The 21,589-nt window shown below is 63.1% G+C and carries 13 protein-coding genes; 5 read left to right on the top strand and 8 right to left on the bottom strand.

Annotated elements, in window-relative coordinates; all coding sequences use genetic code 11:
* Positions 1 to 10 precede the first annotated feature (10 nt).
* The 3 genes from F8N96_RS20390 to F8N96_RS20380 all read right to left on the bottom strand — a co-directional run bounded on the left by F8N96_RS20390 (position 11) and on the right by F8N96_RS20380 (position 8,939).
* Positions 11 to 1,963 carry a YncE family protein gene (locus F8N96_RS20390; RefSeq protein WP_150799336.1) on the bottom strand — a complete coding sequence of 651 codons (1,953 nt, stop codon included), beginning with the start codon at positions 1,961 to 1,963 and terminating at the stop codon, positions 11 to 13.
* A 336-nt stretch (positions 1,964 to 2,299) separates the two neighbouring features.
* Entirely contained in the window at positions 2,300 to 8,125 is a 5,826-nt protein-coding gene (gene mnxG / locus F8N96_RS20385) for a manganese-oxidizing multicopper oxidase MnxG (protein ID WP_150799335.1), read from the bottom strand.
* Positions 8,126 to 8,330: 205 nt separating this feature from the next.
* Entirely contained in the window at positions 8,331 to 8,939 is a 609-nt protein-coding gene (locus F8N96_RS20380; RefSeq protein WP_150762717.1) for a lytic transglycosylase domain-containing protein, read from the bottom strand.
* A gap of 196 nt (positions 8,940 to 9,135) precedes the next feature.
* On the opposite strand from F8N96_RS20380, the gene gspG reads away from it, so the two are divergent.
* Positions 9,136 to 9,570, top strand: a complete 435-nt coding sequence (gspG, locus tag F8N96_RS20375) for a type II secretion system major pseudopilin GspG (protein ID WP_150799334.1) — start codon at positions 9,136 to 9,138, stop codon at positions 9,568 to 9,570.
* Positions 9,571 to 9,582: 12 nt separating this feature from the next.
* A complete protein-coding gene (locus F8N96_RS20370) occupies positions 9,583 to 10,770 on the top strand; it encodes a type II secretion system F family protein (protein WP_150799333.1) in 1,188 nt (395 codons plus the stop codon).
* 178 nt (positions 10,771 to 10,948) lie between these two features.
* Here the strand turns inward: F8N96_RS20370 and F8N96_RS20365 are convergent, their stop codons facing one another.
* Complete coding sequence (locus F8N96_RS20365; protein WP_150799332.1) at positions 10,949 to 11,845, bottom strand: LysR family transcriptional regulator; 897 nt, start codon at positions 11,843 to 11,845, stop codon at positions 10,949 to 10,951.
* A 123-nt stretch (positions 11,846 to 11,968) separates the two neighbouring features.
* Here F8N96_RS20365 and F8N96_RS20360 point away from each other — a divergent pair, with 123 nt between their 5' ends.
* Positions 11,969 to 13,396 carry a mechanosensitive ion channel family protein gene (locus F8N96_RS20360; RefSeq protein ID WP_150799331.1) on the top strand — a complete coding sequence of 476 codons (1,428 nt, stop codon included), beginning with the start codon at positions 11,969 to 11,971 and terminating at the stop codon, positions 13,394 to 13,396.
* A gap of 130 nt (positions 13,397 to 13,526) precedes the next feature.
* Here F8N96_RS20360 and ycaC read toward each other — a convergent pair whose 3' ends face one another.
* The 4 genes from ycaC to F8N96_RS20340 form a co-directional block, all read right to left on the bottom strand.
* On the bottom strand, positions 13,527 to 14,153 hold the full coding sequence (gene ycaC / locus F8N96_RS20355; protein ID WP_064678390.1) for an isochorismate family cysteine hydrolase YcaC: 627 nt from the start codon (positions 14,151 to 14,153) through the stop codon (positions 13,527 to 13,529).
* A 68-nt stretch (positions 14,154 to 14,221) separates the two neighbouring features.
* Positions 14,222 to 16,060, bottom strand: a complete 1,839-nt coding sequence (locus tag F8N96_RS20350; protein ID WP_150799330.1) for an amidohydrolase — start codon at positions 16,058 to 16,060, stop codon at positions 14,222 to 14,224.
* The gene (locus F8N96_RS20345) at positions 16,057 to 16,647 is read right to left on the bottom strand and encodes an antibiotic biosynthesis monooxygenase (RefSeq protein WP_150799329.1); all 591 of its coding nucleotides are present in this window, start codon (positions 16,645 to 16,647) and stop codon (positions 16,057 to 16,059) included. Before F8N96_RS20345 ends, F8N96_RS20350 begins: the two co-directional genes overlap by 4 nt.
* A 156-nt stretch (positions 16,648 to 16,803) precedes the next feature.
* Entirely contained in the window at positions 16,804 to 17,724 is a 921-nt protein-coding gene (locus tag F8N96_RS20340; protein WP_150799328.1) for a LysR substrate-binding domain-containing protein, read from the bottom strand.
* 171 nt (positions 17,725 to 17,895) lie between these two features.
* Between F8N96_RS20340 and F8N96_RS20335 the strand changes: the two genes are divergently transcribed.
* Both F8N96_RS20335 and F8N96_RS20330 read left to right on the top strand, forming a co-directional pair.
* Positions 17,896 to 18,309, top strand: coding sequence for a helix-turn-helix domain-containing protein (locus F8N96_RS20335; protein ID WP_150799327.1), 414 nt, complete (start codon positions 17,896 to 17,898; stop codon positions 18,307 to 18,309).
* Positions 18,310 to 18,720: 411 nt separating this feature from the next.
* Positions 18,721 to 21,519 carry an ATP-binding protein gene (locus tag F8N96_RS20330; protein WP_150799326.1) on the top strand — a complete coding sequence of 933 codons (2,799 nt, stop codon included), beginning with the start codon at positions 18,721 to 18,723 and terminating at the stop codon, positions 21,517 to 21,519.
* Positions 21,520 to 21,589 lie beyond the last annotated feature (70 nt).

The raw sequence follows: 21,589 nt of genomic DNA, 5'->3' as shown, positions 1-21,589 counted from the left end.
CAGTTTCCTCTTATTGGGTATCGCCGGGCAGGACCCGAACGCTGGCAAACGTCTTGTCGTCGAAACTCGCGCCGAGGGACGCGGCGCGTACATGCAGGTACCAGGCGCCGTTCTGGTCGAGGGTCACCGGGGCTTCATAAACCCCGTCCCCCACCTCCAGGGCAGCGACTTCCTGAGCGCGGGACGTCGGGGCGCGGAAGTAGCGCACCTGGACGTCCTTCACGCCACTGCGCTGGGCCTTCTGTTTGCCGTGGACGATGCGAAAGCGCACGACGTAAGGGCTGCCGAGCATCGCCGTGGCTTTGTCGAGCATGAACTCAACCTTCGGCATGCCCAGGTGTTGGCTACGGGTTTTGTCCGGCTCGACCAACGCCGTGAAACAATGGATGATGTTCGGCTGGTTGAGCAGGAAGGCCACGTCAAACCACCCGGCGTCCGGCAGCTTGATCCGGGCGCTGTACAACCCCGGCTCTACTTCGCGCAGGCTGCGGTCGATGACCAGCGCCGCACGGGCCACTTGGCCGTGATTAGGGTAACCGGACATCGGCGCATTCATGCCTTCAGCATAGAAGTAAGTGGTGTTGTCCACCGGGTTGACTACAAACACCGCGTTGTCGTCCCGCGACACCGCCAGGCTCGACGCCAGCGGCAAGTCACCGGCCAGGCGCGGCGCCTGCGGCCCTGCTTCGAAACCCTGGCTGATCGGCTTGCGGCCTTCACCCAGGGACGACAGGTTGACCATCGTCACCTTGGCCGAGGCCAGCCCGCGAATGTAGGCATAGGCCTTGGTGAACACCACTTGATAGGGTTCGGCGGACACCTCCAGTTCATGGATCAATGAATCGGTGGCCGCGTCTATCACCGCGGCCTGGTTCTCCAGGGTGTTGAGCACGATGCCGAAACGTCCGTCGGCGCTGAAACCCATCGGGCCGAGCCCCTGTTTGATCTTGATCACCCGGCGCACCGCCAGGCTGGTGTCATCGACCACGGTCACCGTGCCGTCCTGGCCGTCGCTGACATACACCGCCTGGGACAGCGACGAGTAAGCGGCCGATAACGGGTGCGAACCGGTCTTCAATTGTTTTCTGAGGGTCAGGCTGGCAATGTCGATGATGCTCAGGGTGCCGTCGTCGCGGTTGGTGACGAAGGCATGACGGCTGTCCTTGCTGAACGTGATTTCGTGGTGCCCGGCACCGGTGGCCAGGTGCTTGAGAACCTTGAGGCTTTGGGTGTCGATCACCGTGACCCCGGATGCCTCGGCGGTCGTGGCGTTATTGCCGACCCACAGCAGGCGTTCGTCCGGCTGCAACGCCAACCGCACCGGGTTGTTGCCGGCGGCTACCGAGTCGATCAACTTGAATTGCTCGCTGTCGATCACCGCCACCTCCCCGGCAGTGGGCATCGACACGAATACGCGTTTGTTGTCCCGGGGCGTCACCCAGTCCATCGGCGGTTGCTTGATATCGATCCGGGCCATGGTGCTGGTGATCCCGCCCACCGATACCGAAGGGTCGACCACCGAGACGCTGGCATCGCGGTTCATCACCAGCAGGAAGTAGCTGTTGAGGTCGAGCAGCGGCCGTGCGCCGATGCTCGATTTCAGGAACACCCCGACCCGGGACTTGCAGCTTTGCTCACGACCCTGGGCCTGGTCGGCGGCTATGGCTTGCGGGTCGAGCCAGGCACCGGGGGCGACGCCCGACAGGGGCTGACCGGACGCGCTGTCCGTGATCCGAAAACGCACGTCGGCGAACTCACCCTCGCGCAGCACGGCGTTTGCGGCCAGCGGCTTCAGCTCAAACGCCACCGTCACCCCGTCACGCACCAGGGTGTTCTTGCTCCAGGTCTTCGGCACCGCCGCCTCGCTTAGCATCACCGGCTGCCACGCTCGCCATACGCCCAGCCAGATCAGCGCCAACCCTACGAGCAGCGCCCAAACGGCGACTATGATGGTCCTGTTCATATCGTTCTCCCCTTACAGATCTGTGCCTGCCTAACCGCCCCCCGCCCCCCTGTAGGAGCGAGGCTTGCCCGCGAAGGCGTCATTCGCTGCCCCGGCTAAACCGAGGTGAACCCTTCGCGGGCAAGCCTCGCTCCTACAGGGGTGGCGTCATTCGCCACCCCCGCCAAACCGAGGTGGCTCCTTCGCTGTAGGAGCGAGGCTTGCCCGCGAAGGCGTCATTCGCTGCCCCGCCTAAACCGAGGTGAACCCTTCGCGGGCAAGCCTCGCTCCTACAGGGGTGGCGTCATTCGCCACCCCGCCAAACCGAGGTGATCCCATCGCGGGTCAGCCGTGCCCCTACGGGGCCGGAGCCGGTTCTGGTTCGTTGGTTACCCGCAGCAATCCCCACAGCCCGGCCGTGTTGCCGTAGGCGCCGTAGTCACGGAACAGGTAGTCGCCCGGTATCGCATTGCTGCCCCCGGCGCTCGGGTGCATGAAGCTGAAGTGCGCCGCCGGCAGGATGCTTTCATGGGCGCCGATGTACATCGACATCGGGTTGTAGCCGAACCGCACCGAACCCACCCCGGGTGTCGCCATCGGGTAACCGCCGGTATCGCTTTTCTCCGACTGGAACGGGTTGACCGACCAGACGTGACCGTCAAGCTGGAAGGTGGTACCGCGGCTGCCACCGGTAGGCATCATGATGTGGGTGCGGAACGGTTGCCCCGGCTTCACATACAGCACCGGCGTTTGCGGATCGCCGCCCACCAGCGCGTTGCTGTAGGCCATGTGCGCATTGGGCACGTCACCGTAACCATGGCCATCGGCATGCCCGAATGGCGCATCCGGTGCCAGCCCGAAGCGGAACCACAGCGGCTCGGCCTTGTAGTTGATGGCCATGCTCGAGTTGTCCTGCGGGTCGGTAGGCACACCCAGGCCTTCGGCGGCAATGCCTTCCACCGGCCGACCATTGGCCCAACGGATGTTCAGGGCTTTCTGCCAGACCATCGCAAAGTCGCGGTAGGTGGTTTGCCCCGGTGCGGTGACCGTGGCCGTCACTTTGCGCGCATCGTCAACCCAGGTCGCGCCGATCGGCAGAATGCTCATCGCCCCGCCCAGGCCTTTCTGCGGCTGTTTGATGACGTCCGCCGGGGTGAAATTCAACCCGCCGAACTCCACCGCCGTGGCGTTGATGTTGTCGACATTGCGGCCCAGTTGCGTGATCGGCTTGCCTTCACGCTCCAGGTGTCCGGCGTAATACTGATAGGCACGCGTCGGGTAAGCGCCGACGTTGCCCACCCGTGGTGGCACGGTCTGGATCGGGTTGGCGCCGACGTTGGTGCCGTCGGACTTGGTGATGTCATAGGCCAGCAGTTGCGCGTGCAGGCCAACGTGGCTGGACGGCCGCATCAGGTTGTTGCTGAAGGTGGTCGCGCCCAGGCCGCTGTTGCGATCGCGCTTGACCATGCCTTGCATCACCGCGGTCTGGGTCAGGTCCGGCATGATCAGGGGCAGACGGTTTTCCAGGGTGATGTTGATGCAGTCACCGGCCGTCGCGCGCAGTACCAGCGGTTCGACAGGCACGCCGGGTTTGAGCTTGCCGGTGATCGGATCGAGATCGCCCTTGCGCACATACAGGATCGCCGTCGGGTCATGCAGCGGCCCGCTTTGCCCACCGATGGTGAAAGTCTCGCCGTCTTCGGGATCGGTCACGGTGACCTGCGGAATGCTGACGCTCCGCGAGTTGAACACCAGGGTGCCGCCCGCCGGATTCAACGGCCCGCCGACGTGTTGCCCGAGCCCGGCCGGATCGCCGATGGCCAGGTTCAGCGGGTTGCGCAGAATGTCGTTGGCCAGCGCCGCGACCACTTCATAGTTGCGTTGCACGGTCGGCCGGGTACCGATGCCATTCGGGTTGGCACTGTATCGTGGACAGATGCCATCGAACGCCACTGTATTGCGCATACCCATCGGTTTCGGGTTGTTCGGCACCGCGAACAGATCGCTGCGCTGGGCCGTGTAGTTGCGCATCACGCCCCAGATCCCGCTCCAGTAACCTTCCAGGGAAGCGTCCATCGAGTACAGGTAGTCACCCGTGGTCGCGGCCGAGCTGGACATCATCGACACCGGCGCATTGAAGCCCATCTGTTCGGAGATCCCGATCATCTGCGACGAGCGCCAGCCCGAGTTGGAGCTGTTGCCGAACCCGGAACCGCTTTGCAACCATTTCACGCCGTGCAGGGTCACGTTGTGCTCTTCTTCGTGACCGCCGGCATGCACCCGCAGCCGCACGTTGTCACCGGTGTAGGTGCGCAGCATCGGGGTGAACGGGTCACCCGGCTCCGCGCCGCCGCGGTTGATGTGCGGCGGGAACAGTGTGGTGCCGCCGGTGGGGCCGGTGGCTGCGGTGACCAGGTTCGGCGCCAGGTTCATCGCCGGGATCGCACGGTCGGTACGGCTTTGCATGGCATACGCCAGGTCGCCGCCGAGGCCGTCGGCCTGCATGCCGCGCTTGCCGTCCGGGCCGACCTTGTTCGGGTCGTACACCCGCAGGGCCAGCGGTTCGTTGCGGTAATTGACCACGAACATGCCCGGGTCATCGACCGAGATCGCCTGTGGGCATGGCCGGCTTGGGCAGCCCGGAACCTGCCCGCCCTGCACTTCGACAACCCCTTCCAACAGGGTGCTGGCGTTATTGCGCACCGGCGGGTTGATGGCGTAGCGGAAACTGTCGGCGGTGGCCGGGAAGGCTTGCGGGTTGGGCACGCCATTGGGGCCGGCACCGACATACACCCCGGCTTCATAGGCGTGCTGGAAGTCGCTGTACTCAAGGAAGAACTCACGGAAGCTGTCGTTCTTGCCGTCGCCGTCCAGGTCACCGGTGGTCACCACCGCTTGCCATGAGGTCGGCCCGCCGTCCTGCCGCGCGCCGCTGTACAACGGCTCGCCGGTTTCGGCGTGGAACCAGGTGGAGCCGGCAGGTTCGGCCAATACAGTGGCGTACAGACCAATCTGTTGGTGAGTCGATGGGCCTAAGTGGTCGTGGGTAAAAATGGTCCCCAGGCCACGGTCGACACCTTTGGCGTTCACCACCGGATCGACGAACCAGCGCTGCATCGCCGTCCGCGCGCCGACCCAGTCGGCCCGGCCGTACTGGCTGAAGAACGGGTGCGCCTTGGCTTTCGGGCAAGCCGGTGTGCCGTCGCGCGGGTCGGTGCCTGTGCACTGGTTGAACGCGCGAATGGCGTGGATGCGTTCTTGCACGGCACCTGGGGAAAGTACGCCGTCTTCGTAGTTCCAGCCGTTGGCCGAACCATCGGCGGCGGTCAGGTCCCATTTCGGCAGGTGAATGTGCTGGCCGATCACGTCGGTCGGCGTGCGCACCTGATAGTCGTCCATCTCATAGGTGGCCGGCACCAGGTTGGTTTGCTGGTACTGCACGCAGTCGAAGGTGTTCATGCGCATCACCAGCGGCTCTGGTGGACGCTGCTTGGTGATCACCGGCCAGGCGTCTTCCCATAGCGCCAGGATGCGCGCTTGCGGGAAGTGGTAGCCGACCTTGTTGTACACCGCGTCGAACTGGATGTTCGCCGCTTTATAGACCCGTGGACGGTCGGCGGTGAAGGTCGAGGCACCGGTGTAGGACATGCCGTCAACCCGTTCACCGCTATTGAACTCGCCGGTGCCGGCGCTGCTGGTCAGGCGTTTTTGCCGGTCATCCATGCACGGTTCGTAATACGGTGCGCCTGCAATCGGCAAGGCACCGTTGGTGCGGAAGTTGCGCGCCACCACCTGCTTGCCCGGCAGCACGGCAAAGCTTGGGTGGTCTTTCTTGGCGTGGAACGCCATGGCCGCCTGTTCGACTTCGGTGCCCTCTTCCGGCATGTAAATCGGTTTGGCACGGGTCACTTCCTTGGAGAAATCCAGGGAAGTGGTAATGGTGTGCGCCTGGCCACCGGAGGAGAAACCATCCAGGGAATGGCGCCCCAGGCCACCGTCCCAGCCACCGGACTGAGCCGGGTCGAGGTTGGCCCACAAGGCATTACCGCTGGTTTTCAAGGACTGAGCCTTGGCCGCATCCAGCATGTCCAGGGGTGGGGTCGGTGGGCGTTGGCCGACCGAGGTTTCCATGCCGCCGATCCAGAACGGATAGCCCGGGTTTTTCAGGCTGCCGTCGGCATTGCGGTTGGCTTCACTGCGATCGACCAGGGCCAGGGAACCGATGGCCTGGGCGCCGCCGCTGCCGCCGTGGTGTTCGCCGTCGTCAGCCTCCTCGTCATCATCACCACCGGCCACCAGGGTTTCGCCGATTTTCGGCACCACCGCGACCTTGCCCGGCATCGGTGCCATGGCTTTGCCTGGCAACGGCACTACAGCGGGGATCGGTGTACCGGCAACGATCTCGCCATCGGGCAAGGCCCGTGCGCCAGCCGCCGGTTTACCGCTGCGCAGGGCGTAAGGTTCACTGTGATAACCGTCTTGCCCCTGTTGCGAGACTTCCAGGCGGGTGCCTTCTTCGAAGACGTCATGCACCCGCCACATGCTCCACATGCCCTGGGCGAAATGCGGGTAGAAGTGGCAGTGATAGATGGCATCGCCGGCGACGCGGTTGCGGTTGCCCGAACCACCGTTGGCGATTTCATAGGTGTAGCCAGCGCCCGGGCCGATGCCCTGTGCATCCATATAATCGGAGTTGTCGTCGTTGGGGTTGAACAGCCACTGGTGCCCGTGCAGGTGGAAAATATGCTGCTCGTGGCCGTTGTGGGTGTTGCGGAATTTGACGAAGTCGCCGATGTAGCTGTGGTTGACGTTGGACGGCTCGGACGGGTACAGCGCCATGGTCGCCTTGACCCCGATCTGATCGGCGTTCGGCACCTGACCCGGAAGAATGCCTTCCAGGCCGGCGTTGGCCGGTACGTCCACCAGCATCGCCACGTCGCCGACGGTGTGGGAGCTGAGGAAGAACTCTTCGTAGGCGCAGGACAGGCAGTCGTGCATCGGCCCGACGCCCAATCGGTTGGCCACCACCTCGGCCCCCATGCCGCCGGAGCCGTAGTTGATCATGAACGAGTCGCGGGTCGGCTCCAGCACGTGGGCCATCACCGGGTCTGCCCAATACGCGGGGAACGCCTGGGTCGCGGCGGTTTCATCCTGGAACTGCGAAGCAAAATCGCGGAACGGCTCCAGGCGATTGGGGATCGCCGGGTTGCGTTTGCCGATGGCTTCCAGCGGGTAGGTCGAAGGCGGGAAACTGCCGTCGGCATTGCTGCCCATCACGATCGCGTCGCTCTCGCTGGAAATGATTTCGTTGCCGTCGACCATATTGATGATCGGCGTGCCGGCCTTGCCTTCACGGATCCACGGCTCGCGCTGCGGGTAACGCGCCTGGTAGTCGACGATCGGGTGACCGGCCGGGGTGCGGCCGGCGCTGGCCAGGCGCATTTCTTCTTCGGTCACGGTGTTGCGATAAGTGCGGCCGCCCTTGGGCACCACCACTACCTGGCCAAACAGGCCGTTGGCAACGTTGCCCGCATCCCCTTCACCACCAAAGGTCGCGCCGCGGCTGCTGGCGGCGAACGCCCCTTCGCGCTCGGCGTACAAGGTGTAGGAACGGCTGGCACCTGGAGCAATCAAGGTATTGGCGTTGCGCCCGGTATAGGACGCGATGTCGTCAATGCTGTTGACGGCCTGCATGCCGTTGACCTGGAAGCCGACGTGACGGTCCTTGACCTGCTCGTCGACCTTGAAGTTGTCTTCGTTACCGATTTCAACTTCCTCTTCCTCACCCTCTTCTTCCTCGCCGTCCTCATGCGAACCAGGGTTGGCCTGGTACGCCAGCAGGTTCTGCAGGTTGATGGTCAGGCAATCACCCGCCGCGACGCGCAGCACCAGCGGCCGCGGACGCTTGTCGGGCCGCAGCGAGACCTTGCCCGGCACCGCCGCCCCGCCCTGGGCCAGGGACCGGTCATGGTCGTCGACCACGTCGCGGCGCAGGGCGAACATCATGCCGTTGACGTTCTGCGCGCCGAGGCGGTTGAACATCAGTGGCTGATCCAGTGCCACGACGTTGGCCACCAGATTGCGTTCGCAGCGCAGCGCCGCTTCGGCTACCCCGATGCCGAGCATCGACGCCACCAACAGCAGCAATTTGAAAAGGGACTGAGCCTGGGGTATGCCGGTCATGATCACGGGCCTCGCTGTGGGTGCTCACAGGAATAATTCTCGACAAATCCCGTGGAGCAATCCGCATGCCATAAAAATTATTGTTGTTTATCAATCAGTTAGTGTTGTCACTTGATAATCCGGGGGATATTCCCCACCCATTCCCCCTTTTACGGGTCGGGTCTTCTTGCCCCACTGTTGGGGAAACGTGCCCCACAGCTGCCGATCACAACGGTGCATCCACGGCCAGGCCCTGCAAGCGTCGGTACTGGCGCAACACGCTCGGCACATAACGCTGGGTTTCGGCGAACGGCGGGATCACCCCGCCACGGCTGAGCACCGCTTGCGGCCCGGCGTTGTAGGCCGCCACGGCGAGGCTGATATCGTTGTCGAAGAGGGTCATCAGGCGCTTGAGATAACGGGCGCCACCCTGGATGTTGGCCTTGGGGTCGTACACGTCGGTCACCCCCATTTCCCGGGCGGTGTCGGGCATCAATTGCATCAGCCCGCCGGCCCCCTTGGGTGAGATTGCGCTGGCGTTGTAGCTGGACTCGGTCTGGATCACGGCATGCAACAGCGCCGCCGGCAGATGGTTGGCCGTGGCAGCCGCCGAGACCAGCTCGGCATAGGGTTGCCGGGCAATCATCTGCGGTTGCCGGTCGCTGCTGACCTGAGCGGATTCAGGCTCATGTATCACCCGTTCATAGGTGCGACCGGGACGGTGGACGTTGGACAACACGTAGCTGCCATTGGCGTCCACGGACACGAACACATCGGCCTGTACGACGTCGGTCAGCATCAGCAGCCCGAGCAGTCCCATGGTAAGTGTTTTCATTGTTCAGCCTCCCCTGACCGCCCCCGAAAAATGGGGCTAATGCCCCAATGGCCGGTCGTACACCTGCCATACGCAAGCACTGTGCCGACTGGGCGAAGGCCCGTGATTCCGGGGGTTACGGCAGGTTGCCCGGGCGTGAGCATGGCAATTGCATACGCCAACATGGCGACCCTTCCGCCCACTGTGTGAGGTCATCATGAATCAACGTCTTTGTTGCACCCCGCGTACGCAAAGCGGGTTCACCCTGCTCGAACTGTTGGTGGTGCTGGTCGTGCTCGGGCTATTGGCCGGCATCGTCGCACCGAAGTATTTCGCCCAGTTGGGGCGTTCCGAAGTCAAGGTGGCCAAGGCGCAAATCGAAGGCCTGGGCAAGGCCCTGGACCTGTACCGGCTGGAGGTCGGCCATTACCCGTCGACCGAACAGGGCTTGCAGGCACTGGTCACCGCGCCGAGCGACGAGACCCGCTGGACCGGTCCTTATTTGCAGAAAAAACTGCCGCAGGATCCATGGGGCCGCAACTACACCTACCGCCACCCCGGCGAGAACGGCGAGTACGACCTGCTGTCCATGGGCAAGGACGGCCAACCCGGCGGCGAAGGCGAAAACGCCGAAATCACCAGCTGGCAATGACGAGGGACGAACATGCGCTTTCACCTCAAGGCCGTGGGCAAGGCTGGCGTGGTCTCGATGACAGTCGAGGCCCCCGGCCACAGCGAAGCCCGGCGCATCGTCGAAGACCAGGGCTTGCGGGTGGTGAGCCTGCACGTCGAACGGCATTGGCGGGCATTGCGCCTGCACAAGCGCGAGACGTTCAACCTGGTGCTGTTCAGCCAGGAACTGACCACCTTGCTCAATGCCGGCCTGCCGTTGATCGATGCGCTGGAAAGCCTGGCAGAAAAAGAGCATGCGCCCCAGGCCCGCAAGACCTTGAGCGAACTGGTGCGCCTGCTGTATGAAGGCAAGTCGTTCTCCCAGGCCCTCGGGCAATTGTCGGCGGTGTTCCCGCCGCTCTATGTCGCGCTGGTGCAATCGAGTGAAAAAACCGGCGCCGTGGGCGATGCCCTCGGCCGCTATGTCAGCTATCGCCAGCGCATGGACGAGGTTCGACAGAAGATCGTCAGCGCGTCGATCTACCCCCTGCTGTTGCTGGTGGTGGGCAGCGGCGTGGTGCTGTTTCTGATGGGCTACGTGGTGCCGCGTTTCAGCCTGGTGTTCGAAGGCCTGGGCTCGAACCTGCCGTGGCTGTCGCAGATCCTGATGAGCGGCGGGATGTTCCTGCACGCCCACCAGGGTGAATTCTTCGGCGCCTTGGTCGCGATCATCGTCGCCCTCGCCTTCCTCCAGCGCCAACCGGCCTTTCGCCGAGGCCTGGACCGGGTCATCGAAAAACTCCCGGCGGTCCATCAACGCATCTTCATGTACGAACTGGCGCGTTTCTACCGCTCCCTGGGTATCCTGCTGCAAGGCGGCATCCCCCTCGTCACCGCCATGGGCATGGTCCGCGGCCTGCTGACCGTCGCCTCGCGCGCGCGCCTGGACCAGGCCTGCGAACGGGTGCGCGAAGGACAATCACTGTCGGCCGCGCTGGAGCTCAACCACCTGGTGACACCGGTATCCCTGCGCCTGCTGCGCGCCGGCGAACAGTCCGGCAACCTCGGGCAGATGATGGAGCGCAGCGCCGACTTCTACGACGAAGAAATCAGCCGCTGGATCGAATGGTTCGTGCGGCTGTTCGAACCCCTGCTCATGACCTTTATCGGCCTGCTGATCGGGGTCATCGTGATTTTGATGTACATCCCGATTTTTGAATTGGCTTCGAGTATTCATTGATGGACCCAGGCACATCCGGCGGACGCCGAAACCGACGCCCACACCACACATCTCCCCTGTAAGACCTGGCTTTTCGGATCGCCGCACCGCAGCGAAAGCGGTCTGCCAGTCAACACCTCTGCCGAATGTGCCGCCGTCTTCGCCAGCAAGCCGGCTCCTACATGGGATCGGTGGCGTTCTACAACGGCTCGTCAGCTCGATCCAGCTGCTCACGCAAGAACTCGATCAACGCCCGCACCGGCCTCGACCCCTGCCGATGCTGCGGATACACCGCCGATAACGTCAGCGGCTCAGGCCGAAAATCGTCCAGCACCGGCACCAGCCTGCCATCCTTCAACGCCGCGCCGACAATGAACGTCGGCAAGTAGGTAATCCCCATCCCGGCGATCGCTGCATCCTTGAGCAACTCACCGTTGTTGACCCGCATCCGCCCGGTGACGTTGACCGCCAGCGGCTTGCCCTGCCCAACAAATCGCCACTGCACCTGACGACCATGGCCATACGGCAGGCAGTCATGGCTGTGCAAATCTTCGGGCTTGAGCGGCGTGCCGCGTTCGGCCAGGTACGCCGGGCTGGCGCAGTACACCCGCTGGATGGAGGCGATACGTCGGGCGATCAGCGTCGAGTCTTCCAGAATGCCGATGCGCAGGGCCAGGTCGTAGCCCTCGCTGAGCAGGTCCACTGGCCTGTCGCTCAAGTCGACTTCCACCGTGACGTCGCGGTAACGCTGCAAGAACAGCGGCAGCAGACAGCCCAGGTGCGCCAGTGCGAACGACAATGGCGCACTCACGCGAATGGTGCCCCGCGGCTCGGTGGTCTGGCCGGCGATACCTTGCTCGACCTGCTCCACTTCACCGAGCAGGCGCAAGGCCGACTCGTAGTAACTCTGCCCCAGGGGAGTAACGTCCAGGCGCCGGGTAGACCGGTTGAGCAAACGCACGCCCAGACGTGCTTCGAGCTGCATCAGCCGCCGGCTGACGAATTGCTTGGACAGACCCAATTGATCGGCGGCAGCAGTGAAGCTGCCCGAGTCCATGACCTGGCAAAAAATACGCATGTCTTCGAAAGGGTTCATTGTCACATCCTGGTTGACAGTCATACACTTTATAGCCGCTTTTTCCCTTTCCAGCACCCTATTAATCTGTGTCACAACGCTCGTATCGCCTGATCCGCACCCCTCTTGCCGCCGGAGTCTCCCATGTCCTTCTTGCTTGCTCACCTGCTGTCTTGGAGCACCCTGCTGCTGGTGATCGATGCCCTGCTCTGGCACCTCGCCCCGTACAAACATCGCGTCATGCGCGTGGGTGTGCGCCTGGCGGTGTTCCTGGCTTTCAGCGCGCTCATCATCAACGCCGGCGTCAGCCCGTTGCAGGCGCCGGTGTTTGCCGATGATCGCGCGGCCCAACTGGGTGCCACGGCGCTGGGGATTCTCTGGTGGCTGTACGCCGCGCGGGTGCTCACCGAAGTCATCGGCCTGGTGCTGATGCGTCGTATCGGTCACAGCGGCCGGCTGCTGCAGGATGTCATTGGTGCGCTGGTATTTCTGATCGCCATTGTGGCAGCGGCCGGCTATGTGCTGGAGTTGCCGGTGAAAGGCTTGCTGGCGACGTCCGGGGTGGTGGCGATCGTGGTCGGTCTGGCGCTGCAGAGCACGTTGAGCGATGTGTTTTCCGGCATCGTGCTCAACACCACCAAGCCCTATCAGGTGGATGACTGGATCATGATCGACGGCGTGGAAGGCAAGGTGCTGGACATCGACTGGCGCGCCACCCACCTGCTGACCAGTGCCGGCAGCACGGCAGTGGTGCCGAACTCGGTGGCGGCCAAGGCGAAGATCGTCAACCTGAGTCGTCCCAGCAACATGCATGGCGTGTCGATCAGCATTCGGGTGCCCAACCACATTCGTCCACGTCGGGTGCTCGATGCGCTTGATCGCACGCTGCAGGGCAGCAGCAGTCTGCTGCTCAACCCGGCCCCGAAAGCGGTGCTCAAGGAAGCCGGCGACAGCATGTCCGAATACGTGGCCAGCGGCTTTATCACCGAGCTGGGCAAAAAAAGCGAAGTGCGCAATCAACTGTTTGACCTGGCCCATCGGCACCTGGAAGCGGCGGGTATTTCCCGGCAGCTCGATGGCGTGATCGAGCCCTCGACCCGCGCCCGGGCATTGCTCGATGAAGTGAAAGTCTTCCGTTCCCTGAGCGAAGAGGAACGCGATCAAATGGCTCAGTGCATGGTTGCACAGCAATACGCGGCCGGTCAGGTGGTGCTGGAACTGGGTGAAGTGCCGGACAGTCTGATGGTCATCGCCACGGGCGTGGTCAGCGCGACCGTGCCTGATGGCAGCGGGCACGTTGAAGCTGGCCGCATGGGGCCGAGCGAGGTGATGGGCGAACAGAGCATTCTTGCCGATACGCCGTCACAGGCGACGTTCACTACGTTGACCTCGTGCATCATTTACCGGATCGATAAATCCCTGGCCCGCAGCTGCATGGAACAGCGCGCCGAGGTGGGTCGGGCGTTGAACAAGTTGCAGGCGGTGCGGCAGCAGAACAGCCGGTTGGCATTGTTGGCCAAGCCGGTGCCGATCAAGAAAGGCGGTTTTCTGGGGTGGTTGCACAAGCGTTGAATGGCGGGTGCACACATTCACCCTGTAGGAGCTGGCTTGCCAGCGAAGGCGGTGTGTCAGTTAATACATGTGTCGACTGACCCACCGCTTTCGCTGGCAAGCCAGCTCCTACAGGGTGTGCGTTGACTTCTTATTTGGAGGTCAGCACCGAATAGCTGTTCATCAAGTTGCGGTAGTTGGGAATGCGCGGCGACAGCAAGTTCGCCAGGCCTTCCATGTCGTTGCGCCAGTCGCCCTGCAGCTCACACGCCACCGAGAACCAGTTCACCAGCTGTGCACCGGCTGCCGCCATGCGCGCCCAGGCTGCCTGTTGCACGGTTTCGTTGAAGGTGCCGGATGCGTCGGTCACCACGAACACTTCAAAACCTTCAGCCAATGCCGACAGGGTCGGGAAGGTCACGCACACATCGGTCACCACACCGGCGATGATCAGTTGCTTGCGGCCAGTGGCTTTCACGGCGTTGACGAAATCTTCATTGTCCCAGGCATTGATCTGGCCTGGACGCGGAATGTACGGCGCGTCCGGGAACTGCTCTTTCAACTCAGGCACGATCGGGCCGTTCGGGCCGTTTTCGAAGCTGGTGGTCAGGATGGTCGGCAGCTTGAAGAATTTGGCCACGTCGCCCAGGGCCAGCACGTTGTTCTTGAATTCATTCGGCGAAAAATCCTGGACCAACGAAATCAGGCCGGTCTGGTGGTCGACCAACAGCACAACGGCGTCGTCTTTGTTCAGGCGTTTGTAGGGAACGTTGCTCATGGAAAACTCCTCGGTGGATGGTTGTCGCTTGGAACGCCGGTCCAGCGGGCCGGCGTTTTTGGGATGGGTCAGAAGGCAAAACACGAGCAGCCAAAGGCGCCCCAGAAACCGGCGAAATCGCTGACCGGCGCGTTGGACAACCGCGCCCGTTCATGGCTGTGGGAGTGCACCGCGCACGGCCCGCTGCAATGGTGAACCTGCGCCTGCATCGGCGAAGTCGGGCGCCAGTGGCCCGGCACCTTGACCACCGGCGACCAGTCCGGCAGCACCGGCACGCTGACGGGCCCCAGTTTTTCGAAATCACCGGCGGCGTACACCACCTTGCCGCCGACCACGGTCAACACCGATTCGATCCACTTGATCGCTTCTTCGTCGACACTGAAAAAGTCCGCGCTCAGGGCCGCCAGGTCAGCCAGTTGGCCGACCTTGATCATGCCTTTTTTTCCCTGTTCGGAAGAAAACCAGGCGCTGCCATGGGTGAACAACTCCAGCGCGGTCTGGCGGGAAAGTCCTTCGCTGTGCAGTTCCAGGCCGCCGACGGTGCGACCGCTGACCATCCAGTACAACGAGGTCCAGGGGTTGTAGCTGGACACCCGCGTGGCGTCGGTGCCAGCGCCGACCGGCACCCCTTCGGCCAGCATGCGCTTGATCGGCGGCGTGGCTTCGGCGGCCTTGGCGCCGTAACGCTCGACGAAATATTCGCCTTGGAACGCCATGCGATCCTGGATCGCAATCCCGCCGCCCAGCGCCCTCACCCGCTCGATGTTCTGCGGGGTGATGGTTTCGGCGTGGTCGAAAAACCAGGGCAAACCATTGAACGGAATATCGCGATTGACCTTCTCGAACACGTCGAGCATGCGGCTGATGGATTCGTCGTAGGTGGCGTGCAGGCGGAATGGCCAGCGCTGCTCGACCAGATGGCGAACCACCGGTTCCAGTTCGTCTTCCATGGTCTGTGGCAGGTCCGGGCGCGGCTCGAGGAAATCTTCGAAATCCGCCGCCGAGAACACCAGCATTTCCCCGGCGCCGTTGTGGCGCAGGTAATCGTCACCCTGGTGCAAGGTGACGCTGCTGGTCCAGTTCTTGAAGTCGGTCAGCTCTTCCTTGGGCTTCTGGGTGAACAGGTTGTAGGCGATGCGAATGGTCAGTAGCTGGTCCTTGGCCAGCTGTTCGATCACCTGGTAATCGTCCGGATAGTTCTGGAAACCACCGCCGGCATCGATGGCGCTGGTCAGGCCCAGACGGTTGAGTTCGCGCATGAACTGGCGGGTCGAGTTGACCTGATATTCCAGCGGCAGCTTCGGCCCCTTGGCCAGGGTCGAGTACAGAATCATCGCGTTGGGCCGCGCCACCAGCATGCCCGTCGGCTCGCCGTTGGCATCGCGCACAATCTCGCCGCCCGGCGGGTTCGGCGTATTGCGGGTGTAACCGGCCACGCGCAACGCTGCGCGATTGAGCAAGGCGCGGTCGTACAAATGCAGCACAAACACCGGCGTGTCGGGCGCCGCCTGGTTGAGCTCTTCCAGGGTCGGCATGCGTTTTTCGGCGAACTGGAATTCGTTCCAGCCACCCACCACCCGCACCCACTGCGGCGTCGGCGTACGGTCGGCCTGATCCTTGAGCATGCGCAGCGCATCGACCACCGACGGCACGCCTTCCCAGCGCAATTCGAGGTTGTAGTTCAAGCCGCCGCGGATCAGGTGCAGGTGGGAGTCGTTGAGGCCAGGGATAATGCAGCGACTCTTGAGGTCGATGACCTGGGTGCCCGAACCGCGCAGGGCCATGGCTTCGGCGTCGGTGCCGACCACGACGAAGCGGCCGTCGCTGATGGCCACGGCGCTGGCACGCGGATTTTCCCGGTCAACGGTATGAAACTGGCCATTGAATAAAATCAGATCGGCGCTCATCGCGTTTCCTTAGGCTGAGTGGAAGAGGAAAGCCAAGGCGCAAACAGACGCGTCGCCATCGGCATGAACAGGTACACCACCGACACCACAATGGTCAGGGTGATCAGGAACGTCGCGACCACGTAGTGCGAGAGGAACGCGTTGAGCTGCAACAGCGGTCCCCAGATCAGCGGCACCAGCAGGGTGTGCGGCAGTATCACCAGCAGCGTCACCACTGCCTGCTTCCAGCGTGGCGGCGGCGAACCCGCATCGGCCTGGGGGGCGAACCAGAATTCATTGACCGGGTTGACCTCGGTCTGGTCACCGTCCGCCAGCATCGGCGTGGCTTGCTCGACCAGCGTCTGGCGTTGCGACGAATCGAGCCAGCGTTGCATCGCCTCGGTGGAGCAGAAACGCAGCACGCAGGTGTACAGGTCGAGACCGGCGTTCTTGCCGCGCATCACATCCACCCCCAGGTGCCCTTCCTGCTGGCCGGCAATGCTGACGATGTTGCGCAACCAGGCTTCGTAAGGCACCTCGAACCCGGCCTTGATCCGGTGTTTGATGACCAGGGTCACGACTTCTTCGAAACGATTGACTTCAGGCATGACGCGAGGCTCCGCAGAGACGAACATTGAACGCCAGCCGGCCCGGAGATAAGGATGCTGGTGAAACAAATCAGAAACTACCGGCGTCGATGCGCCGGGACCGGGTTTGATAGTGCCGGGGTGGAGGCGGGGAAAATTGGATGTACGTGCTCTTTTTCAGGTCGGAATGTTCAGCGGCTCAGACATGAACTGACCGATGCGCGATCGTAACCACTTCTCCGCCGGATCATTGTCATGCACCCCGCTCCATGCCATGGAAAGCTGCGCCGCCTCGATCGAAAACGGCGGATCTTCCGCGCGCAAGGCACAACCCTCGACCAACGCGCACGCGGCATAATCGGGAACCGTCGCAATCATCTCCGTCCCGGCCAGCAACGCCCGCAACCCACTGAATTGCGGGACCCCAAGCACCACCCGTCGACACCGTCCGATCTTGGCCAGGTCCAGATCAATGTTGCCACTCAGATCACCGGAGAACGACACCATCGCATGGGGCCGTTCACAGTACTGGTCAAGCGTCAGCGTCCCCGGCCGCTTGTCCCCGCGCAGCACCTTGCAGGGGATATCCCGCAACTTCTTGCACTTGGCATTCGCCGGCAACTCCGTGGTGTAACTCACCCCTACGGATATTTCTCCCGAGGCCAGCAACGCCGGCATCAGCAGATAATTGGCGCGACGCACCACCACCACGATCCCCGGCGCCTCTTCCTGCAGCTGGCGCAGCAACGGCGCAAACAACCCAAACTCGGCATCGTCAGACAGTCCGATGCGAAACACATCGCGGCTCGTCGCCGGATCAAATTCTTTCGCCCGGCTGACCGCCCCGGAAATGACATCCATCGCCGGCTGCAACTCTTTGAGAATCGCCAGCGCGCGCGCCGTCGGTTCCATCCCGCGACCGTTGCGCAGCAACAACGGATCGTCGAACAAATTGCGCAATCGTCCCAGCGCCGCACTCACCGCCGGTTGGCCCATGAACAGCTTTTCCGCTACACGGGTCAGGTTCTTTTCGAACATCAGGGCCTCGAAAATCACCAGCAGGTTCATGTCGACGCGGCGCAGATCGTTACGGTTCATAAGTATGGCTCATAGGTATGGTTCCGTTGTGTGTTCAGCCAGGCACGGGGGCGAAGAGTGTGTCTGACTTTGCTCAAGACTGCCTGCCACGAACGAAGAATTAACAACGTTTAACTCGCCTGCCAGAGCGCCCCGGAACAAGAATGACTCTCACCGACACGGACACCTGCCATGGCTCAATTTCAGCAAAGCGCCGCTCGCGCGCCCGTCACTGAAACCAAGAAAAACACCGGCGGCCTCACCCCGTGGCGCGAAAGCCTGGTCAAGCAACTGATCCTCGACCGCCTCGGTGAGCCGCTGGAAGTGACCGAACTGGCCCAGGCCTGCGCGCTCTCGCGCAGTCATTTCTCCCGCGCGTTCAAGTGCAGTACCGGCCTCTCGCCCCAGGACTGGATTCGGCACCAGCGCATTGCGCGGGCCAAACAACTGATACGCACCACTGACTTGACGCTCACGCAGATAAGCCTGGAATGTGGCTTCTGCGACCAGGCGCATTTCTGCCATAACTTCACCCGTAGCGAGGGCATCAATCCGTTTGCCTGGCGCTGTCAGACCTTGCGTGCCCTCCCCCGCACCAACCTGTAGGAGCTGGCTTGCCAGCGAAGGCGGCTTCGAGTCCTGCAGCGCCCTTGAAGACGCCTTCGCCGGCAAGCCGGGCTCCTACAGGGTTTGGCGCTGCTCACAATTTGTCGGTACGCAGGTGATCCTGTAGGAGCTGGCTTGTCGGATCGCCGCACCGCAGCGAAGGCAGCCTCAAGTCCTGCGGTGGTCATGAAGACGCCTTCGCCGGCAAGCCGGCTCCTACAGGGTTTGGCGTTGCCCACAATTTGTCGGTACGCAGGTGGTTCGCGTCGCGATACAGTGGCTCATGAGCTACGCCAGACGCGCCACGGGATCTTTGGCACACTCTTGACGCATCAGCCCCGATAGGAGAGTTTTGGGCGCAGACCTGAAGCAGTAAGAGTTAATCGTTGTGAATTTCCGCGGAGTGCCCCGTTGACCCTTTCCCCTGAACAGGCCATCCATTTTGGCCCCTACCGGATCTACCCTGGCCAGCGCCTGGTGATGGAGGCCGACCAGCCATTGCGCCTGGGCCGACGCGCCCTGGACATTCTGTTGATCCTGCTGGAACACGCCGGGAATGTGGTCAGCAAACAAGCGCTGATCGCCCGGGTCTGGCCAAAAAGCATCGTGGAAGACATCAACCTGCGTGTGCACATGGCGGCGTTGCGCAAAGCCCTCGGCGATGGTCAGGCCGGCCAGCGCTACATCGTCACTGTCGCCCAGCGTGGCTACAGTTTTGTAGCGCCCTATTCACTGGAGCAGGTCGCGCCCCCTCCCGGCAACGACGCCCCCCCACCGAGCGGCCACAACCTGCCCGTGCGCCGCACCCGCCCGATCGGGCGCCAGTCATTGGTCGACAGTCTGGTGGTGCAACTGGCGCGCCAGCGCTTCATTACCCTGGTCGGCCCCGGCGGCATCGGCAAGACCACCGTGGCGTTGCGCGTCGCCGAACAACTGATCGGGCGCTACCGGGACGGCATTCGCCTGCTGGACCTGGCACCGATCAACGACCCGTCGGTGATCATCCACCACCTGGCGACATTGCTTGACCTGTCCCTGCACGATGCCGAACCCACGAGCGGCCTCGCGGCGTGCCTGCGCGAGCGGCAGATGCTGCTGGTGATCGATAACTGTGAACACCTGATCGACGCCGTCGCGCTACTGAGCGAAAGCATCCTTCGCGGCGCACCCCAGGTGCATATCCTGGCCACCAGCCGCGAGAGCCTGCGGGCCGAAGGCGAATACGTCCAGCGCCTGGACTCGCTGGACTGCCCTCCCCCCATTGCCGACCGCGCCCAGGCCCTGGGCTTTTCTGCGTTGCAATTGTTCGTCGAGCGGGCGATGGCCAGCCATGACAGCTTCGAACTGACCGATGACGAGTTGCCCCTGGCGATTGAAATCTGCCGTCGTCTGGACGGCATTCCGCTGGCCATCGAACTGGCGGCGGCGCAGGTCGGCAGCCAGGGCCTGGGCGGTCTGCTGGAGCAACTGCAAGGCAGTTTTCGCCTGCTCACCCAACGTGGTCATTCGACGCCGGGGCGCCATCAAACCCTTCGCGCCACGCTGGACTGGAGCTTCGAACTGCTCAGCCCGTGCGAGCAGACCTGCCTGCGCCGACTGGGGATGTTCCGGGGTGGCTTCACCCTGGCGTCGGCGGCGGCGGTAATTGTCGGCGAACACATCGAACCCCGCGAGGTGTTTGGCTCGATCACGCAACTGGTGGCCAAATCGCTGCTCAACGTGGAAGTGGGCGACGAAGAAGTGTTTTACCGTCTGCTCGACACCACACGCAGCTATGCCCTGGAGAAACTCGACCAGGCCGCCGATGTGCAGGGCACCCGGGAACGCCATGCCGAACACTGTCTGACGCTGATGCGTCAGGCCCGGCACGACTGGGAGCTGATCACGACCAGGCTATGGATCGAGCGCTATGCCCGCAGCCTGGAAGACATTCGCTCGGCCCTCGACTGGGGCCTGACTGCCCAAGGACCGCAGACCTTGGCGATCCATCTGGCCGCGACGTCTACGCCGCTGTGGCAGGAACTGTCGCTGCTCAAGGAACACGGGGCCTATGTGCGCAAGGCTCTGGCTTTGCTCGACGCAGCGCCCGAGCCCTGCGCGCAATTGAAAATGACCCTCAAGCTGGCCCTTGGCAGTTCGTGCTACCACACCCAGGGCGGTACGGCGGAAACGGTCGAAGCCTTCGTCGACGCACGGGCGCTGGCCAAATCGTGCAACAACCTGGACGGTCAACTGCGAGCGGTGTCCGGGCACATGGCGGTCAACCTCGGTTGCGCCAACTATCAAACGGCGCTGGAGCAGAGCCGACAATTCGACCGACTGGGGTTGCAGGGCGATGCGCTGTTGTCCCTCAGCGCGCAGCGCTTGCGGGTGCTGGCCCTGCACTTCGCCGGCGATCAGCCAGCGGCACGGGTGAATGCCGAACAGGTCCTGCAGCGCATGGCCCAGAGCGGGCACCTCAATCGCTTCACCCATGGTTTTGGCGTGCAGTACGACCAGAGCGTTGCCGCCCTGACCATCCTGGCGCGCATTCTCTGGCTGCAGGGTCAACCGGAACAGGCTTGGCGCACCGCCCGCCAGGCGCTGGATATCGCGATCCAGATCGACCACGGCACGTCCATCTGCTACACCCTGGCGCTGGCCGGCTGCCCGATCGCCCACTACAACGGCGACACCCGAACCGCCCGCGAGCTGTTGCGCCTGCTGCTGGAACAAGCCCAGAAACATTCGGTGCTGCTGTTCTACACCTGGGCTCGCCACTATGCGCAGGTGATCGACCAAGCCGAAGCGCGGCCGCTGCCACAACCGGGCAGCGGGTTGATCAAGGACATCATGGTCACGCTGGACAGCGGTTTCGTCGATGACGCTTTGCTGCATCGGGCCGATACCGGCGCCGCAGGCTGGAGCACGGCGGAGATTCTGCGGGCCAGGGCGCAAGTACTGCCAAGCGAAGACTGCCCGTTGAAAACCGCAGCGGCCGAGGCGGTATTGATCAGGGCGCTCAACGTGGCAAAAACCCAGGGCGCCCTGGCCTGGGAACTGCGCAGCGCCACGGCGCTGGCACAGTTGTGGCTGCTTCAGGGCCGTTACGGTGAAGCCCATGAGCTGCTGGCCCCGATCTACCAACGCTTCACCGAAGGCTTTACCACACCGGACCTGACGACAGCCCGTCGCTTACTCGACCGCCTGCAGCGCCAGCTGGCCGCTTGAAGTCCAGCGCACCCGGCTGATGTAGCGGCGTAGGGCATTTCGAAGGCACGCATGTCCCCCTCCTGTTGTA

The organism is Pseudomonas fluorescens, assembly GCF_902497855.1.
Taxonomy (GTDB): Bacteria; Pseudomonadota; Gammaproteobacteria; order Pseudomonadales; family Pseudomonadaceae; genus Aquipseudomonas; species Aquipseudomonas fluorescens_BI.
Note: the sequence above shows the minus strand (reverse complement) of the source record. Positions and strands in the feature narration are given on the sequence as shown.

Coding starts and splice junctions, on each gene's coding strand:
- F8N96_RS20390 (WP_150799336.1), bottom strand. CDS start 1,963: ATGAACAGGACCATCATAGTCGCCGTTTGGGCGCTGCTCGTAGGGTTG.
- mnxG (WP_150799335.1), bottom strand. CDS start 8,125: ATGACCGGCATACCCCAGGCTCAGTCCCTTTTCAAATTGCTGCTGTTG.
- F8N96_RS20380 (WP_150762717.1), bottom strand. CDS start 8,939: ATGAAAACACTTACCATGGGACTGCTCGGGCTGCTGATGCTGACCGAC.
- gspG (WP_150799334.1), top strand. CDS start 9,136: ATGAATCAACGTCTTTGTTGCACCCCGCGTACGCAAAGCGGGTTCACC.
- F8N96_RS20370 (WP_150799333.1), top strand. CDS start 9,583: ATGCGCTTTCACCTCAAGGCCGTGGGCAAGGCTGGCGTGGTCTCGATG.
- F8N96_RS20365 (WP_150799332.1), bottom strand. CDS start 11,845: ATGAACCCTTTCGAAGACATGCGTATTTTTTGCCAGGTCATGGACTCG.
- F8N96_RS20360 (WP_150799331.1), top strand. CDS start 11,969: ATGTCCTTCTTGCTTGCTCACCTGCTGTCTTGGAGCACCCTGCTGCTG.
- ycaC (WP_064678390.1), bottom strand. CDS start 14,153: ATGAGCAACGTTCCCTACAAACGCCTGAACAAAGACGACGCCGTTGTG.
- F8N96_RS20350 (WP_150799330.1), bottom strand. CDS start 16,060: ATGAGCGCCGATCTGATTTTATTCAATGGCCAGTTTCATACCGTTGAC.
- F8N96_RS20345 (WP_150799329.1), bottom strand. CDS start 16,647: ATGCCTGAAGTCAATCGTTTCGAAGAAGTCGTGACCCTGGTCATCAAA.
- F8N96_RS20340 (WP_150799328.1), bottom strand. CDS start 17,724: ATGAACCGTAACGATCTGCGCCGCGTCGACATGAACCTGCTGGTGATT.
- F8N96_RS20335 (WP_150799327.1), top strand. CDS start 17,896: ATGGCTCAATTTCAGCAAAGCGCCGCTCGCGCGCCCGTCACTGAAACC.